Here is a 16,909-nt window from a genome sequence, read left to right on the forward strand (position 1 = left end):
GTAGAGGCTTGGGCCTGAGCTGAGAAAGAGCGGGGCGCAAAACCGAGCCAGGGATCAGCTTTTCCGGATTTAACACCCTGCATTTCCGGCGATCCAGACCGATCCTGATCGCCATTGGGTTTTTGGCTCTTTCACAGCGGCCCGAGACCTTCCATCCTTGAGGGGTCCCGGGTTGTCGGCGGATTTCCATCCGGGTGTTTTCACAGGCGGTGAAACGTGATAACAATACCAGATCGCATCGTTATTGAACGCCTTTGAATTACAGTGAGAAAGGTCAACAATCATGAAATTTGATCAGATCGGGCTGATGGTGCCGGATATTCTGCTCCCCGCAGAACAGGTCGATATGCAGCGCTGGGCGGTCATCGCCTGTGATCAGTACACCTCCGAGCGTGCTTATTGGCAACGCCTCGCCCAGCAGGTGGGCGAGGCGCCTTCGACACTGAAACTGATTTTGCCCGAAGTCTATCTCGAGGACGCCGATGTTGAACAGCGCATCCGTGCGATCAATCAGACCATGGCGGATTACCTTGTCCAAGGGCTGTTCAAGAAGCTGTCAGAAACCATGATTCTGGTGGACCGGCGCACTGTGCAGGTGCCCTCACGCAAAGGATTGATGGTTGCTCTGGATCTTGAGCGCTATGATTACCGGCCGGGCTCACAGAGCCTGATCCGCGCCACAGAGGGTACCATCGTCGAGCGTCTGCCGCCGCGCATCAGGGTACGGGAAAATGCCCCCATCGAACTGCCCCATATCATGGTGCTCATCGATGACCCGCAGCGTACCGTGATCGAGCCCCTTTTCGAGGCGAAGCTTGAAAAAGCCTATGATTTCGAGCTGCTCAACAACGGCGGACACTTACGGGGTTATCGGGTGGATCAGCCGCAACTGATTGAACAGGTGGTCAGGGCCTTGGAGCACTTGGCCGCCCCCGAAGTGTATCGCGATCGCTACAATGTGGAGGGCGAGGTGATGCTCTACGCCATGGGCGACGGCAATCACTCCTTCGCCACCGCCAAAGCCATCTGGGAGAGGATCAAGGAGCAGGCCGACGACCCGCGTCAGGTGATGGACCACCCGGCCCGCTTCGCCCTGGTGGAACTGGTCAACGTCCATGACCCGGGGCTTGAATTCGAGGCCATTCACCGCGTACTGTTCGAGGTGGATGCTGCCTTGCTCCAGCGCGAACTGAACGAATATTTCGCCGCACGCAAAACCCCGCTGACACTCAGCCCTTGCGCGGATTTCAAGAGCGCCCAGGAATCGGCCCAAAAGGCTGAAGGCGCTCATGCCTTCGTCATGGTCCTGCCCGGCGCCTGCTTTGCCTGCGAAGTCGCCGATCCTGAATACACCCTGGAAGTGGCCACCCTGCAGGCGTTTCTGGACGATTTTCTGCGCCGCCATCCCGAGGTGCGTATCGATTATATCCACGGTGAGCGCGAAGTGACCGACCTCGGCGGGCAAAAAAATAACGCGGGCTTCTACCTGCCGGCCATCTCCAAGCACGACTTTTTCCGCACCATCGTCATCGATGGTGCCCTGCCGCGCAAAACCTTCTCCATGGGCGAGGCCGACGAAAAACGCTTTTACCTCGAATGCCGCAAGATCTCAGCCTGAAGGCCATGCCGATTTCCCCGGAAACTCTCATCTGTGAGGCCACCGGCGCGGCTCAAGCGCAGCGGCGCGCGCGGATCCAGTCTCTGTGGAGCGGTTACGGCGAGATCGTTCGCTATGCTTTGCAGGGAAGCGAGCTTGCGAGCGTCGTCGTCAAGAACGTTATCTTTCCCACCGCGATCGACCACCCCCGCGGTTGGCACAACGATGTCGGGCATCAGCGCAAGGTGCGCTCCTATGAAGTGGAGATGGCCTGGTACCGCGACTGGAGCCGCCGCTGTGACCAGCACTGCCGGGTGCCGCGTTGCTACGCTTTGCGTACGTTCGGCGAGCGCCACCTGATGGTGCTGGAGGATCTCGACGCGGCCGGCTTTCCCCGCCGCAAGGAGCGCCTCGACCGGCACGAAGCTCTGGCCTGCCTGAGCTGGTTGGCTCACTTTCACGCTCTCTTTTTGGGCGAAAAACCCACCGACCTCTGGCCCATCGGCAGCTACTGGCATCTCGCCACCCGCCAGGCGGAATGGCGGATGATTAAGGATGCGGCGCTTCGCCAGGCCGCCGCAACGCTTGACGCACGGCTCAATGCCTGCCGCTTCCAGACCCTCATCCACGGCGATGCCAAAGTCGCCAATTTCTGTTTTTCCCAAGACGGCCGCCGTGTGGCCGCGGTAGATTTTCAGTACGTGGGCGGGGGCTGCGGGATGAAGGATGTGGCCTACTTCCTCGGCAGCTGTCTCGATGAGCGCGAGCAGCGCGAGAGGGAGGGCGATCTGCTCGATGGCTATTTCGCGGCACTTCGCCGCGCCTTGAAAGTGCGGGGGAAAGACTTCGATTCCTCCGCGCTTGAGGCCGAGTGGCGCGCCATCTTTCCCCTGGCCCAGGCCGATTTCTATCGCTTTCTGGTCGGCTGGTGTCCGGAGCACTGGAAGGTTCACGATTACAGCCGCAAGGTGGCGCTCACAGTGGTGGCGGGGCTGCTCAAAGAGGAGGGGTGACGCTGCTCGACGGGGCGCAAAAAAGGAGGCACGTACCTTTCTTGTTTTCTTTCTCGACCTATTCCCCCGCCGCCGATTTTTTCTCCCGCCGCGCCCACAGATGGGCCAGCACCACGGTCAGGCCCACGGCGATGAAAATCCGCACCCCGAGAATGATCCAGCCGTTGGCGCCCAGAACCACGAAGATCAGAGTATCCTCGACCACGGCATGACAGGTGGCGAGAAACAGCCCCAGCAGGAAAAGTTCCCGACGCGGCAGGCGTTTTTCCTGGGCGATGCGGATGATGATGCCGGCGCCGTAGGCGATGCCGAGAAAGATGCCGGTGAACAGGGGCACGGCCGCTTCCCGCGAGAGCCCCATGCCGCGCATGAGGGGATCGACGGCGTTGCCGGCGCGGCGAAAGACGGGCAGGTAGCGCAGCACCTCGAAAGCCGTCACTAGGGGGACAATGATCAACAACAGCTTGGCCGATAGGGCCAGGGCGCCCAGGGTCGCGGAAAAAAGGGCCTCCATCATCCCCCCCAGATCCGGTGAAAAATTTCCAGGGTCAGACCCGCCGCCGCGGCGATCAGCAGGCGGCACAGGGTGAGAAAGCCGCCACGCGTGCCGATGCTGCCGAGAACCCCGCCCTCGAGGATCAGGTTGTGGGCGATGCCCATCATGAGCCCGCACTGGGTGAGCTGCCAGGGGGTGAGTTCCAGAGGCGCCAAAATAGCGATGGCGGCGTAGATGTTGAGAAGAAAAGCGGCGATGAAGGCGAAGGCGGCCTCGCCGGGCAGGCCGAAATACTTCATCAGCGGCGCGAACAGTCCTCCCAGCCAGAGCATAGCGGCCGTATCCTTGAGCAAATCCACCAGGATGTAGAGGGGCAAAACGAACTTGATCAGCTTGAACGAGGTCTGCATCCCGCTAAAGAAGCCGGTGCGCAGGCGCTCGGGGATGGAGGGCACCAGACTGGGTTCCATGGGGGGCGCGCTCCTCTGCCTGGCTATGGCTGCTCGTGGGTTTGACCGGCGGGCGAGGCGCTCGTGACCGGGGGGGCTTCGACCACGCGCACCGGAAAGGGCTCGGTGACGCTCCCCGCATAGAGCGTGCGATGGGGAAAGGGAATTTCGATGCCTGCTTCGTCAAAGGCACGCTTGATACTCATCTGCATGCTGTTGCGCAATTCCAGGAAGTTTTCCCGCTTGGCCCATACCGAAAACTGGATATTGAGGGACGAATCTCCGAACCCGTTGAAAACGAAAAGGGGCTTAGGTTCATCCAGGCACAGGAGGTTTTTGTCGGCGACCTCCAAGAGTACCTTGCGCACGCGGTCGAGATCTTCCTTGTAGGCCACGCCCACCTGAATGTCGAAGCGGCGGATGGGGAAGCGGGTGAGGGTGGTCACTTCGGTTTTGATGAGCGTTTCGTTGGGAATGCGCACGTACAGGTTGTCGAAGGTGCGCAGTTTCACCGACAGCAGATCCACGGAAAGAACCTCGCCGACGGTGTTGCCCACCTTGATCATGTCGCCGGTGGAAAAGGGTCGCTCGCCGATGAGAAACAGGCCGCTGATGAAGTTGGAGGCCGAAGTTTGCGAGGCAAAGCCGATGGCCACCGAGAGCACGCCCGCCGCGCCCAGCAGCACCCCCAGGCTGAAGCCCAGTTCCCGCAGCGCGGAGGCCAGAAACAAGCCGAGAATAAGATAATAGGCCAGGCGGCGAAATATGGCGGCGCGGTGGAGATCAAAGCGGCGCGTCGTGAACCGCTGCACCAGACGCGAAGCAAAGCGCGCCAGCAGAAAGCCCGCCACCAGAAACAACGCCGCGCGAAAGGCTTTTAGTACATGTTCGCCTGCGACTAAATCCAAAACGGAATCCAACATCATCAGCTCCCCAGGGAGTTTTGTCAGGTTCTTACCCGAACAGATCGCTAAAAGCCCGCACCAAGCCGCCGCGTCCCGGCTGAGTGCGCGGGCCGCTCAGCCGTTCGGCATGGGGTGCGCACCGGGACGGGCCGGGCACCACGCGCAAGCTTGCCATGTCGCTGTCCGCCGACCGCGTGAGGTGCACCTCCTCGGTCCACAGGCTCCAGTCGGCATCACCGTACACCGACAGCAGCGGCGCGGGCAAACTCAGCTTTTCAATGGGCAGCAGGCTGCTCGCCTCGTTGCGCACTTTCACCGGCGTCACCGCCCGGTGGGCCCGGCGCGGAACGTCGTCCAGGTGGCTGCGGGCACTGGTTCGCGCAGCGTAGCAGAGTTCGCCCTCCCGGGTGGAGGGGCCGAACCAGGTATCCGACATCTGCTGCACCGGCATCTCGCGCAAGCTGCGCGCCGGCTCGCCGAGATCCAGAGAGATCCATACCGGTGAGCTCAGAAACAAGGTGGCCTCTTCGCCCGGCGGCACGAACACCGACTGATAAGCGCGGAACACCACCGCTCGGTCGGCCAGCAGCGGCCGTATTTGCAGGCGCCCCGGGCTCGCGGAGAACACAAAGCGTTCGGCCGCCGCCTCCTCTGGCATCTGGTCCAGTGGCTCTACCTGGGCATGGGCGGCTGGAATTTCGTCGCCCAGATCCCGCGCCGTCCACAACCACCAAACATCGTCACCGCGAAACATTCTTACCGTAATCGGGCCCATCACATATTTCAGTCCCCGGCCGGCGGCCACTTTCCGCCCGGACCACCAGGGGAGGCTCATCTGCGTGTCGTTCACGATCCTTCCTTTCGGGAAAAATGTCTGGCGGGCGGACTATTTGTTCAACACCGGCTCCCGAACAATCTCGGCCACAGCGGCAGCCTGCGCTATCAGGTTCTCTTCCACGCCCATTTCCCTGAGGGTTTCGCCGAGGAGTTCGACGATGGCATCGAAATGCATGTCGCTCAGGCCTTTTTCCTCGACCAGATGCGCATGGGCGGCGCGCATGTCCTGGCCGGAATAGGTGACTGGCCCGCCAAAGGCAAATATCAGAAATTCCTTCTGCTTGGCGGCCTGCCGCTGCATGTCGACCCCTTCAAAAAAGTCGCTGACGCGGTCATCGGCAAGCACCTTGGCGTAGAAGCGATCGACCGCTGCATCAACCGCCGCTTCGCCCCCAAGTTGTGCATACAGAGACGGCTCGGGTGATTTTGTTTCCGCGGCAGTCGGCTCCTGAGATTGGGCGGCGGTGTGCATGGCCGAGAAGCTTTGGCCGGCGGGCGCCGCCAGGAAAACCAAGGCGGTGATGAGGGTCAAAGATGTCTTTTTCATGCCGGTGACTCCTTCCTGTGAGTGGGCTGGTGTGGCTGAAAAGAAGAAAATAGCATAGTTTTTGTTCTTGTGGTCTTTTGTTCCGGCACTTCGGATTGTGGCTCCCGTTGTGACCAATCATGTTCATCTGCTGGTGAGGGATCAGGGCGCGAACCATTGCATTTCTCCGGCCATACAATTGCTCGCCGGGCGCACCGGGCAGGAATACAATCAACGCAAACAGCGCAGAGGTGCCTTCTGGGAAGGTCGCTTTCATGCGACAGCCGATAGAATCGGGTGAGCATCTTTTACGCTGTCTGGAGTATATCGATTTTTAGAGCCGGTGTCGTCAGCCACCCGGAAGAATGGGCGCATGGTGGGTATATTGAGATTCAAGGGCGGCGTTGCTGCAACCGGCTCCTCGATCTTGATGCCCTGGCGAGTGTCGCCGGCATCGGCACCTTGTCTGTACTGGAAGATATTTACCAAGAGTGGGGGGCAAAAGGTGTTGCGCACCCATGATCTGGGGCGCAACGAAACCTGGAGCCACCTTGCTGGCGGAAGCGAAGCTTTTGTTCTCAGGCTCCAGGGTAGGCTCGGTGTGCGCGACAAAACCGCAACATTGTCGGCCAGGGCGATTTTTTCTCAAATTATAGTTTCTGGTAATCTCCCTTAATCAGCTTAGCACTGCCAGATATGAGGGTGACGAATTTGAGGTCGCCGCCGTCTTCCCCCGCGCCGAAGACGTGAAGAACCTCGATCTGTGTGTTTTCGTCTTCCGGTGTGATGACATCACCCGGCAAAATCTCATATTCCGCTCCCAAACTCATGACCACGACACCATCGCTGCTTGTGCGGCGAGAACCCGTGTTATCGCAGGCGACCAGGGAAAACATTAGGGCAAAAATGAAACCCAGGATGTTGATTTTCATGGATGTTTTCATCCTGTCACTCCTTGTCAAAAACGCAGCTCACGAGTGACCCTGGTCTGGATGCGGAATAGAGGATGCCCCAGGTCGTCCGTTTCCACGAGGATTTGGTTGCCTGCTTCAAAAGTTCCTTCAACTACGGTTGTCGCTACCACGAAATACATGCCGAGTTCTTCATCGTATGCCTCGTAGAATGTGGTGCTTTCGCCATCATGATGGGTTTCCACCACGGCGCGTAAGCGTCGTCCGCTGCTCTCCTCTATCTCGACCTCGGTCAGCAGGCTGCCGTCAGCTTGGAGGAGGGTTTCAGCGCCAGGGATGTTGAATACAGCCTCGCTGACATTGATCTTTTCCCCAAGCTCATCCTTGAGAGTCACGCGATGAACGGCGCTGCCGTCGTTACGCGCCTCGATTTCGATTTCGGCCAAGATCTTTTGTTCTTTGACCAGTGTCTCCGTGGTTGCGGTCGTCACGATTTTGGAAGGATTGCCCTGTTCGTCCATGACGACGGTTGTTTCCGAACCGGGCAGGTCGCTGCGCGCGACGATGGTGAAGACTTCGCTGCCTTGTTCGTCGCGAACGGTCAGTCGGTGCTTGATTGCAGGGCCTTCGTCTTGCTGGAGACCCTCGCCTGTTTCCGTGGCGACTCGGCGGGCATACTCGGCAAAGATCGTCATGTCGGCTGTGACTTGATCGTAAGCCCGACTCCATCCACTGAAATAATAGCCCTGAGGTGCTTGCGGGATGGGCGCAACGGCTGCTTGGCCATGGGTGATATTTTGGGTCAAATCGCCGCCGCCGATGCTGACTCCGTCACCGATATCGAATGCGACCCTATAGGTGTTGACGGCAAAGCTGAAAACAGCTTCGCAGGCTTCATGCGTTTCTTCGATGAGATATATGTTGCCGTTCCAATCGCCCGCGGGGCAGGTTCCTCCAACACTCTCCAGGGGGCTGAAGCCAATGGCGGGAGTCAAGGTGAATTGGACGCTTTCGCCGTATTCAACGGTTAGATTTGAGGGATCGGCAGTGCCTCCGTCTCCGGCGACGGCGGTGATTTGATAGGGAGGTATTCTCGCCCCGATAATCCAGGCGGGGTTTGCTTCCTGAACGAGGTCAGTCGTCCAGGCCAGGAAGGGATAACCCCGAAGAATTTCAGGGTCCTCGACGACTTCCCAATCAGAGAGGGTGATGGCAGAATACATCTCCTCTGTGGTTTTGCCGAAACCTCCGGCACTTTCGGTTCGCCCGGAGCTTTGGGTATCCCAGAAACTGGTCAGGATGGTGCCATCGATGTCTGCGCCGACCAGGCCGCCGACATGATTAAGACCGGTGACGACGCCTCGGGCATAGCTGTTTAGAATCGTTGAAGTTTCCAATTGGCCGATCAGTCCACCTGCCTGGATTCCGCCTTCGATTGGTCCTGATGCATAATTGTCGATTCCTTGAGAGTTATAGAGATATCCTACGAGCCCGCCAAGGTTTGCGCCGGTTCCGCCGACGGAAACCTCGGCGAAACACCGAGAAATGTTGGAGTTCTCGGCCCAGCCGATTAGCCCGCCGACATCGGTTCTGCCGCTGAGGGTACCGCCGGCGCCGACTTCTTCAATTGTGCAGTCAAGCGCCTTGCCCGCCAACGCTCCGATCTGGTCACGGCCCTCTACGGAAAAATTCTCAAGAAAGAGATGGCGGATCGAGGCGCCGTCAATGAACCCGAAAAGGCCCTGGAAATCCTGATCTCTTTGGATGTGAAGATTGCGCAAAGTGTGACCGTTGCCGTTGAGAGTGCCGACAAAAGGATCCTCAAGGCTGCCGATGGGATGCCATCCCTCGCCGGCATTAAAATTCGAGTCATCGAAGCTGATGTCTTCGACCAGAATGAAGTGTTTGTCCGGATAGTCACGGATGGCATCAAGTTGTTCGATATTCGTGATTTTGTAGGGATCGTCTTCGCTGCCCACCCCTTCCGGGAAAATAATGAAGTATGCCGTGACGCTGATGTTTTCGGTAACCTGAGCGTCGGTACGGTTGAGGCTGGTCAAACCGTCGCTCCATTTATCGAAGTAATAACCCTCCGCGGGCACGGCAATGACTTCCTGCCCGCTTTCTCCATGGTTTACGGTTTGAACTGTGTCACCGCTGAGAGCACCGTTCTCTCCGGCGATGTATGTCAAAGTGTATTGATTTGTACTGTAAATAGCGGTGATGCTGAGATCAGCGGTCACGCTGCTGAAGCTGCCGTCCCAACCGGTGAAGGTTTTGCCTGCCGGTGCGCTGAGTTCGGGCGCTGCGGCCGCCTGTCCGTGGGTCACCGTTTGGCTCAACTCACCGCCGCCGGTGCGCGAGCCGCCGGCCAGATCGAAGCTGACGCTGTAGGTGGTGTCGACATACTGCGCGGTGATGCTGAGATCCGCCGTGACAATATCGAAGCNATCGAAGCTGACGCTGTAGGTGGTGTCGACATACTGCGCGGTGATGCTGAGATCCGCCGTGACAATATCGAAGCTGTTGTCCCAACCGGTGAAGGTTTTGCCTGCCGGTGCGCTGAGTTCGGGCGCTGCAGCCGCCTGTCCGTGGGTCACCGTTTGGCTCAACTCACCGCCGCCGGTGCGCGAGCCGCCGGCCAAATCGAAGCTGACGCTGTAGGTGGTGTCGACATACTGCGCGGTGATGCTGAGATCCGCCGTGACAATATCGAAGCNCCGCCGCCGGTGCGCGAGCCGCCGGCCAAATCGAAGCTGACGCTGTAGGTGGTGTCGACATACTGCGCGGTGATGCTGAGATCCGCCGTGACAATATCGAAGCCGTTGTCCCAACCGGTGAAGGTTTTGCCTGCCGGTGCACTGAGTTCGGGCGCTGCGGCCGCCTGTCCGTGGGTCACCGTTTGGCTCAACTCACCGCCGCCGGTGCGCGAGCCGCCGGCCAGATCGAAGCTGACGCTGTAGGTGGTGTCGACATACTGCGCGGTGATGCTGAGATCCGCCGTGACAATATCGAAGCNATCGAAGCTGACGCTGTAGGTGGTGTCGACATACTGCGCGGTGATGCTGAGATCCGCCGTGACAATATCGAAGCTGTTGTCCCAACCGGTGAAGGTTTTGCCTGCCGGTGCACTGAGTTCGGGCGCTGCAGCCGCCTGTCCGTGGGTCACCGTTTGGCTCAACTCACCGCCACCGGTGCGCGAGCCGCCGGCCAGATCGAAGCTGACGCTGTAGGTGGTTGCTGTAAATGTTGCCACGACCGTGCAGCCCGAAGATATGGCGCTGGTTGTATAGGTGTTGCCGTCAAGGCTGCCGCCGCAGGTGCCGCCAACGCTCGCAATGCTGTACCCGGGTTGCGGTAAAAGGGTGAACTGGGCCGTTGCCCCATCTCCCACGGTTTGTGCCGAACTCGGACTGATACTGCCGCCGACGCCTGCAGAAGGTGTCACCGTGTGGAATATGTCTCCGAGAGGCCCGGTTGGGTCCGGGGGAATCGAATCAAAAGCCTGGCCGTTTTTCAATGTTTCGCCGGCCGGGTTGTCGAGAAAAAGGTAGGGGCTGAACACCGTGTCATCGAGGTTGAAAGCGGCAAAACCCAGTCGGTATGTCCCGGCCTCGCCGGCCCTGAAGGTCGCAAACTGCCAACCGGTACTGCCGCCGTCGCCGGTACTCCAATTGCCGGTCCCCGTAACGGTCGCACCGAGAATCATGACCTGTTCGCGCAGGCCGTAAATTCTTGAGGTATCGTCCGAGGGATTGCTGGTGTTGACGAAGGATACGAAGGAAGCGTCGTTGAAAGGGGCATAATCGGTCGCGACATAATTCCAGGCCAGGGTGAACTGCTGCCCGGCGTCAAGTGTCAGATCTCGATAGATATAAGCAAAATTCGTGGAGTTGGGAAATTCGCTGGTGATGTAGTCTTTGCTCCCAGGGGCCATTTCAAAAACCGTTGCCACCATGTCCAGATCACTGAAAGGGGAGCTGACATTTTCCGGCGGAAATACAACGGCCATCTGCGTCCCGTGTGGGCGGATCGTCCAAAGGCCGCCATCGTCCAATTCCGTAGTGTCAATCTGGAAATCCTCGCTAACCGTGACCCCCTCGGCAGTCCACCCCGTAAGCCCATCTTCAAATCCCAAGCTCGGCAAATCGGCGTGGGCCGTTGATGCAATCAGAAATAGCCCCGTCAAAACGGCTGCCGACAAGGTCCGCCAAATCGGTCTGCCCTCCCGTTGCCTTAAGAATTTTTTTGCGGAACCCAACCTGCCGTTCACGTTAAATGATCCCATGGACGCCCCCTGGCTTGTACTATCTGTGGTTTGAACTTACACGTTGCGGGAAAAACGGGTTTTCGGCTTTCCACAATCCGTTCGCCCAATCGAGATTTCTCAGGAACGAGGGCGCTGGAACAGAGGCGGTGGCGTGAAAGGATTCTAACAATTTGCATTGTATAATCTTATTTGGTAATGTCAAACAAAAAAAGATAGATTTAATCTTTCGCAAAAGTTTTCCGGGCACATGTTTGCTCACCCCTCGGCAGGTGGCAGCTGAATTGTTTGCCAGATGATCGTGGGAAATCGGCCCTCTTTTTGTGGGCTTATAATGGATTGACAATTCTCGAAATCATTCATGTCTGTAACGAATATAAGGTTTTAGAAGTCGGAGCGATGTTTCAGGGAGGGGGGCGCAGTGAGAGTCCGAGAATAAAAAAAGTGATCAGGCAAGGAGGGTGCCCGATCACTTTTTTTTAATTTCAATTGGTCTTGGTTGGTTTTGTCTTCAAGTTTAATGAAACTGTCAGAAATCTCGACATCAATACTTTCTCTTGTCTTTATCTTTGTCTTTATCTTTGTCTTTGCGGTATTCAGGCCTGTCCTGGGTCATTCCCCGATCGTCTTCCCAGTAGGGAGAAACACCATAAAATTGATGAATCTCAGCACCTTGAGTTCGATCGCTCAGTACGGCCTGGATATCGTTCTCAGGGATTGCTCTCAGTTGATCTTTGGATCTGTTGAGAGTAAGAGAAACCTTCTCGCCTATCATCTGGTCAGTGATCTGGGCGCGCCCTTCAAACGCATTAAAAGGCACGACGTAGCGATCTGTACCGACGCCCAAGATGCCGCCGCTTTTCATGACCACATAACCAATTTTGCCTTGTTGAAGGTCGACCAGAAGTTTGTCAATCTCGCCGATCTTCTCATTGTTGCGATCCAGCACTTCACTCCCCACCAGATCGTCCGCCATCAGCAGGGTTGTCCTTTCACCCACTGCTTTTTCACCCGCTGCAAATACTGCAGGGGCCATGAACAAACCAAGGGAGAACAAAGCTGCGGTAATAAGACTTATCTTTTTCATTCTAGTCTCCTTTTTAGATTGTGACGCAACCAACTGTGACCAGCTGCCCTGGTTGCAAATTCCATATGGAGACATGACATCTTCTCGGCAATTAGGTTATTAGTGAACGTTGCCGGATTTCCGATGTTTTCCTCCTTTGTGAACTTAGTCTATCGTCTGCTGTGAACTTGTCAACAATCCTGGAGATGAAAAAAAGCCAACGAAAAAAACTGAACCAGTTGCTCATTTTTCGTAAGGATCTCTTGGCGGAAGGAAAGATGTTGCTTTCAATATTTTGAACAATGCAGCGCTGTGGGAGGGGGGGGTCCGGGAGGCTGGGATTTAAGCGCAAGGCCTGCCCTTGAGGCTCGCGGGCGACGCGTTGTTTTCTGGAGAGACACGGCAAAACAAAGGACGGGGGCCGCAGAGATGCGAAGAGAGGGTAGGGAGCGATGATCGGTCAGTCCTCGAAATGACCTTTCCGCGCGCTGTCTGCGCGCTGCTTTAAGTCCGCGTTATAAAGATTGAAATTTCAAGTGACTCAGCCGCGTGAGACGTAGGGCTGCTTCATCTTCGGCCAGCGATCTGGGTAAGATTACCGTCACACCATATTCGCCGTGCAGTAAATCATCCTTGCCCTCGGTGGTTCCGATTCTTTCTTCCCGAAGAAAATCAATAATTTCAGAAAGATGGGCCATGCCAATAGTGAATATAGCATGCTTGTTTTCTGTGCCCCCGTTCTGATAGGCGCTTTCCACCGCCGCAGGTATGTTTTTCAACATGGCGACCGAGCGTTTTTTTTGAAAATCATCCAGTTGCTTAAAAAGCCCCTCGTTCAACTCACCTCTCTGCTCGGCGAGTTCTCGTACCAAACGAACTACCGTATGGTAGAGGTTTTCGTCTTCCACCTGTGCAAGAGTAACTCGGAATTGGCGGGAGAGAAGGATATCCGCGCTGACGAATTTTCGCGTGTCTTGTAGCTGCGTTCTGAGACTCTGATTGTCGAGGAACGCAGCTTCATCCGTAAAAAAAGATTGGGGCTTGTGCGCGGTCCGCGCCTCGCCGGACTGGAAAAAACCTTCCGGCAGAAGAAGTTCCACCTTCCTTTGGCGAATGAGCCACTCGCCGATCCGGTAGATCTCCATCTGGGCGCGCACCGTTTTCTCGCCGTTTTTGCCATCGACGCTGCTGCGGTGGGCCTGGCCGATAATGTAGATCTGGTTATTTGCGCTCGGGTTTTTCTGGTAAATAACCTGGCCGTAACTGCTTGGCAGCAAGGGGGAGTCGAGCAGGACGGGAGCCGATTCCAAGGCAAAGGCCGGGAGCGCACCGAACACCAGGATTATGGCGGCAAGAATCTTTAGAGCGCACCGGGGTAGAGCGGAGAAGGCAGACATGTCACAAATACCTCGACGGTGAAATTTTTCCCAAAAAGTCAAGGCATTGCGAAGAAGGGCAAGGGGGTTCTGGCAGTCCCGCTGTCATGGGAAACGTTCCCTGTAGACCGGTAACTTTGCGTCTCCACCTTTCGATGGGTTTGCCTTTGACAGAATGTTGGGATGAGGAATGTTTTTTTGTCGTTACCGCTTTCTTTAAGAATATTGTTATTTGCAATTATTGCATAAAGATATTTAATTGTCAGGGTAAGAGAAAGGCGCCGCTTGTGTCAATGACAATTGTGAAAAATTAATATTTTTGCGGCGGGATTCGGTTTTTCTGCTGAATGGTTGCCAATAAGGTCGGTGTTGGTTGCCGATTGAGGATGAAACCCCTCACAGGCGCCCTTCAGGGATCAGCCCCTGTTTCAAGGCGCCAACCTGCTGAGGCGTGTAAGGGGCTTGGAACAACTCCGGTGTTTCGTGAAGGGCACGGAACAGATCCACGATAAAATGGACGCGCTGCTCAAGCACGGCCCAGTCTGTGGCACCTGTCTGCCGTAAGCTGTCGGGAGTAGGATCGATGCGCACCAGCAGGGCGCGCAGTTCGGGGTTGCTGAGTTCTTTAAGCTGGGGTGGAAAGTCTTCCTCCAGGTCTGCCCCCATCCGCAGGAGACGGCCATCGGGCAGTTCCAGAACCATGAGCTTATCGGTAATAATCTGGCGAAGTTCTCTGCGCACCGCTTCGAGAAAGACATCGATTGCCCTTTGCAGAGGCGTTGGTCTGCGGGTGAACCCCATCAGCAGTTTGCGACCGGTCACCAGCAGACTGCCACGCGGAAAGGCGGCGGCCAGAAGCCGGTCGGTAAACTCCCTGGAATCGATGACCGTAGCATTGAGGGCGGCGGCAATTTCAGGCTGGGCGCGCGTCTGCTCGTGGTAGCCGATTTCGATGTTGGCCAGCAGTTTGAGTTCCGCCCGCTCCTTGCCGACAGAAGCGGCGAGTTCTGCGGCGTAATGGGTAAAGGCGCTACAGAGGTAATCCTGCCCTTGCGGTGGATCGCCCGCTCGCAGCGCCGCGCAGAAGGTTTCCATTGTTGCAGGCGAGAAGGGTGCGCCGTCCGCTTCAAGGGACAGAAAGCGCGCAAATTCGCGTGCAATTTCCTCAAAGATCTTTTTATTGCCTTTGGCAACCTCCGCGCTCATGCGCGCCAATATTGCCGCAGGGTCAACCAGCTCCCACACCACTCGTAAAATCTCATCACGTTGCAGCCTGGCACCGAACCGCTGCGCCACGTCGGCAAGATGCCGGGCCGCCTGTGCCGCCAAAGTTTTCGAGCGGATCAGGCGCTCAAGGGTGTGCTGCAGATCATCCTGGCGGATGGTCTGCCCCGCTTGTCGCGAGGCCCAGGTGCCGAAGGCGCACCAATTGGCCCCGGGAAAACTGCGGGCGGCATACGCCAGCGACAGTTCGTGGTAGCACTGGGTAATCTGCAGATTGCGGATGATCGGGTCGCTGAGTGCGGCAATGCGCTCAACCTCGGCGATGGTGGGTACGGTGAAGCGATCCGGGCTGGCCATAAAGACTCCGCTTTGGATGTGAGAGACGCGAGATGGGGGTGAATGCGCCCTTCAAAAGGGTCACCTCATTCCCTGTCTAGTGTCAAGCAGGGAGAGGGGCTACACGTCATTCCCCCCCCAAAAAACATGGCGATAGAGATCCAAAGCGTCGTCGCAGAAAATTTTCTGCTGGCGGCGGTTGCCCCGTTGGGTGATGTGATGTGGAATGCCTGCGACAACGGCCCGAGCAATTCTGGCCATTGAATTTCCCGCCGTTTATGGGTGATGAAATTGAATAGTAAAGTATCGTGTCCCTGGAATTGTAGTTTCCGGATGGAAACTAGCTTGAAATTACTGCCGAGGGTGCTATCTGTTGTATTAATAATAGGTCACCGGTTTGGCAAAAACCGGGACGTTTAATTTAACCAAAGTGGAGGTCTGTTATGTTTAAAGATATGCTAATAACACGACTTCGTTTCTTTTCGAGCTTACTCGTATTTTTTGCGTTTTTCATGAATTTTTTCGCGCTGGGAGAAGCAACCGCCGAGGAGCGGGCGTTTAGTCGAGCTGTCGATTCTCCAGAGCTTGAATGGGGTCCCTGTCCCGCGTTCATGCCCGAGGGCTGCGCGATCGCCGTACTCCAGGGTGATCCTGCAAAGCCCAACGCGGATGTGTTCTTCAGATTGGCCGGCAACACGACCGCGAAGCGCCACTGGCATACGTCTGCGGAACGCATGGTGTTGATTTCCGGGGAATTGCACATTGACTTCGACGGCCAGGAACCCGTGGTTTTGAAGCCCGGCACCTATGCTTACGGCCCGGCGAAGTTGCCGCATACAGCCGCGTGCAAATCAGAAGATCCGTGCGTGCTTTTTATCGCGTTTGAAGAACCGGTTGATGCGATACCCTTGGAGGTCCCCTAAGGGTTGACCACGCCGTAGGGGCAGGCACAAGGCCTGCCCTGGTTTTTATGCCCGGAATTTTCGATCGAAACCCGCCAATGTTTCGGAGGCACCATGCTCAGCCCTTCGGTCCACAGGCGCTGCCGGATTCCTCCTGGAATGAAATGCCGATTAGCTCCTGCCATTTTTCCCCTCCTTGCGGCTGCTGAATGGACGATTTCAATGGATTGCATGCAAAGCGATGATTTTTACCCTTGAAAATCGTCTTGTAGGCTGTTTTTAGGGGTGTTTAAAGAATTTCTGGTCTGAATTCTTGCGCCTGGCTTGGTCCGACCCCAAGCCGTGAATCGGGCTGGCCATAAAGACTCCGATTTGAATTTGAGAGGCGCGAGATGGGGGTGAATGCGCCCTTCAAAAAGGCCACCTCATTCCGTGTCTAGTGGCAAGCGGGAGAGGGCCTACACGTCATTCCCCCCAAAAAAATGATTCTAAACGTCGTCGCAGAAAATTTCCTGCTGGCGGCAGTTGCCCCGTTGGGTGATGTGATGTGGAATGCCTGCGACAACGACCCGAGCAATTCTGGTCACTGAATTTCCCTCCGGTAATCAGTACTGAAAATCTACTGCCCGACGCCGAACACCTGCCGGAGCAATTCGGTGGTGCGTTTGGCGGGATTGCGGCGAATCGCGGCCTCTTCCTCGGCCAGATAGTAGAAAATTCCGTCCATGCCCTTATCCACTCGAAATGACAACCGAAAATTGATCACCTGTGATCACCGAAATTTGACCACCCCCGTTGGTTGAAAATTACTTCTTTTTCTCGGGTTGGGGGTGGTTGTTGTATCCTGTTTTCAGGGACTGCTTGAGGCGGTAGCTGTCCCAGGTGCATTCGATGATATGGGCGCGGTGCGTCAGCCGGTCGAGAAGCGCGGCGGTCATGTTCGGATCGCCGAAAATCTGCGTCCAGTCGGCAAAGCCCAGATTGGTGGTGATGATCACCGAACC

Annotated in this window: 17 protein-coding genes, 1 pseudogene and 1 riboswitch; of the genes and pseudogenes, 3 read left to right on the top strand and 15 right to left on the bottom strand. The window is 56.7% G+C overall.

What is annotated here, in order from left to right:
• Positions 1 to 283 precede the first annotated feature (283 nt).
• The gene (locus tag GFER_RS13960; protein ID WP_040100383.1) at positions 284 to 1,618 is read left to right on the top strand and encodes a DUF1015 domain-containing protein; all 1,335 of its coding nucleotides are present in this window, start codon (positions 284 to 286) and stop codon (positions 1,616 to 1,618) included.
• 5 nt (positions 1,619 to 1,623) lie between these two features.
• Positions 1,624 to 2,610: a phosphotransferase gene (locus tag GFER_RS13965; protein WP_040100462.1), complete on the top strand. Its 987-nt coding sequence runs from the start codon at positions 1,624 to 1,626 to the stop codon at positions 2,608 to 2,610.
• Positions 2,611 to 2,668: 58 nt separating this feature from the next.
• Here GFER_RS13965 and GFER_RS13970 read toward each other — a convergent pair whose 3' ends face one another.
• The 12 genes from GFER_RS13970 to GFER_RS18345 form a co-directional block, all read right to left on the bottom strand.
• Positions 2,669 to 3,127: a nucleoside recognition domain-containing protein gene (locus tag GFER_RS13970; RefSeq protein ID WP_052446434.1), complete on the bottom strand. Its 459-nt coding sequence runs from the start codon at positions 3,125 to 3,127 to the stop codon at positions 2,669 to 2,671.
• The gene (locus GFER_RS13975) at positions 3,124 to 3,576 is read right to left on the bottom strand and encodes a nucleoside recognition domain-containing protein (RefSeq protein WP_052446435.1); all 453 of its coding nucleotides are present in this window, start codon (positions 3,574 to 3,576) and stop codon (positions 3,124 to 3,126) included. Before GFER_RS13975 ends, GFER_RS13970 begins: the two co-directional genes overlap by 4 nt.
• A 23-nt stretch (positions 3,577 to 3,599) precedes the next feature.
• Positions 3,600 to 4,478, bottom strand: coding sequence for a mechanosensitive ion channel family protein (locus GFER_RS13980; protein WP_082048090.1), 879 nt, complete (start codon positions 4,476 to 4,478; stop codon positions 3,600 to 3,602).
• Between the two features lie 31 nt (positions 4,479 to 4,509).
• The gene (locus GFER_RS13985) at positions 4,510 to 5,310 is read right to left on the bottom strand and encodes a hypothetical protein (protein WP_040100385.1); all 801 of its coding nucleotides are present in this window, start codon (positions 5,308 to 5,310) and stop codon (positions 4,510 to 4,512) included.
• 36 nt (positions 5,311 to 5,346) lie between these two features.
• Complete coding sequence (locus tag GFER_RS13990) at positions 5,347 to 5,769, bottom strand: group I truncated hemoglobin (protein ID WP_052446437.1); 423 nt, start codon at positions 5,767 to 5,769, stop codon at positions 5,347 to 5,349.
• 704 nt (positions 5,770 to 6,473) lie between these two features.
• Positions 6,474 to 6,755: a hypothetical protein gene (locus tag GFER_RS13995; RefSeq protein ID WP_139172176.1), complete on the bottom strand. Its 282-nt coding sequence runs from the start codon at positions 6,753 to 6,755 to the stop codon at positions 6,474 to 6,476.
• A 26-nt stretch (positions 6,756 to 6,781) separates the two neighbouring features.
• A complete protein-coding gene (locus GFER_RS14000) occupies positions 6,782 to 9,379 on the bottom strand; it encodes an InlB B-repeat-containing protein (protein ID WP_040100389.1) in 2,598 nt (865 codons plus the stop codon).
• Positions 9,343 to 11,022, bottom strand: a complete 1,680-nt coding sequence (locus GFER_RS14005; protein ID WP_082048092.1) for an InlB B-repeat-containing protein — start codon at positions 11,020 to 11,022, stop codon at positions 9,343 to 9,345. The genes GFER_RS14000 and GFER_RS14005 overlap by 37 nt, the downstream gene beginning before the upstream one ends.
• A 523-nt stretch (positions 11,023 to 11,545) precedes the next feature.
• The gene (locus GFER_RS14010) at positions 11,546 to 12,088 is read right to left on the bottom strand and encodes a PRC-barrel domain-containing protein (RefSeq protein ID WP_040100393.1); all 543 of its coding nucleotides are present in this window, start codon (positions 12,086 to 12,088) and stop codon (positions 11,546 to 11,548) included.
• A 494-nt stretch (positions 12,089 to 12,582) separates the two neighbouring features.
• Positions 12,583 to 13,464: a hypothetical protein gene (locus tag GFER_RS18750; protein WP_040100395.1), complete on the bottom strand. Its 882-nt coding sequence runs from the start codon at positions 13,462 to 13,464 to the stop codon at positions 12,583 to 12,585.
• A 68-nt stretch (positions 13,465 to 13,532) separates the two neighbouring features.
• Positions 13,533 to 13,619, bottom strand: a riboswitch (cyclic di-GMP riboswitch).
• A 220-nt stretch (positions 13,620 to 13,839) separates the two neighbouring features.
• Positions 13,840 to 15,024 carry a hypothetical protein gene (locus tag GFER_RS14020; RefSeq protein ID WP_040100396.1) on the bottom strand — a complete coding sequence of 395 codons (1,185 nt, stop codon included), beginning with the start codon at positions 15,022 to 15,024 and terminating at the stop codon, positions 13,840 to 13,842.
• Between the two features lie 99 nt (positions 15,025 to 15,123).
• Complete coding sequence (locus GFER_RS18345; protein WP_200889332.1) at positions 15,124 to 15,264, bottom strand: hypothetical protein; 141 nt, start codon at positions 15,262 to 15,264, stop codon at positions 15,124 to 15,126.
• A 251-nt stretch (positions 15,265 to 15,515) separates the two neighbouring features.
• On the opposite strand from GFER_RS18345, the gene GFER_RS14025 reads away from it, so the two are divergent.
• Positions 15,516 to 15,926: a cupin domain-containing protein gene (locus GFER_RS14025; protein ID WP_412171533.1), complete on the top strand. Its 411-nt coding sequence runs from the start codon at positions 15,516 to 15,518 to the stop codon at positions 15,924 to 15,926.
• A gap of 473 nt (positions 15,927 to 16,399) precedes the next feature.
• Here GFER_RS14025 and GFER_RS19805 read toward each other — a convergent pair.
• From GFER_RS19805 to GFER_RS14030, 3 genes and pseudogenes are all read right to left on the bottom strand, one after another.
• Positions 16,400 to 16,492: pseudogene (locus GFER_RS19805) on the bottom strand (transposase); the annotation flags it as partial.
• A 32-nt stretch (positions 16,493 to 16,524) separates the two neighbouring features.
• A complete protein-coding gene (locus GFER_RS18350; protein WP_200889333.1) occupies positions 16,525 to 16,632 on the bottom strand; it encodes a DUF4197 family protein in 108 nt (35 codons plus the stop codon).
• A gap of 79 nt (positions 16,633 to 16,711) precedes the next feature.
• A partial coding sequence (locus GFER_RS14030) for an ATP-binding protein (RefSeq protein WP_040100399.1) occupies positions 16,712 to 16,909 on the bottom strand: 198 nt, incomplete at its 5' end.

Origin of the sequence: Geoalkalibacter ferrihydriticus DSM 17813 (assembly GCF_000820505.1) — a bacterium.
In the GTDB taxonomy this organism is placed as follows: domain Bacteria; phylum Desulfobacterota; class Desulfuromonadia; order Desulfuromonadales; family Geoalkalibacteraceae; genus Geoalkalibacter; species Geoalkalibacter ferrihydriticus.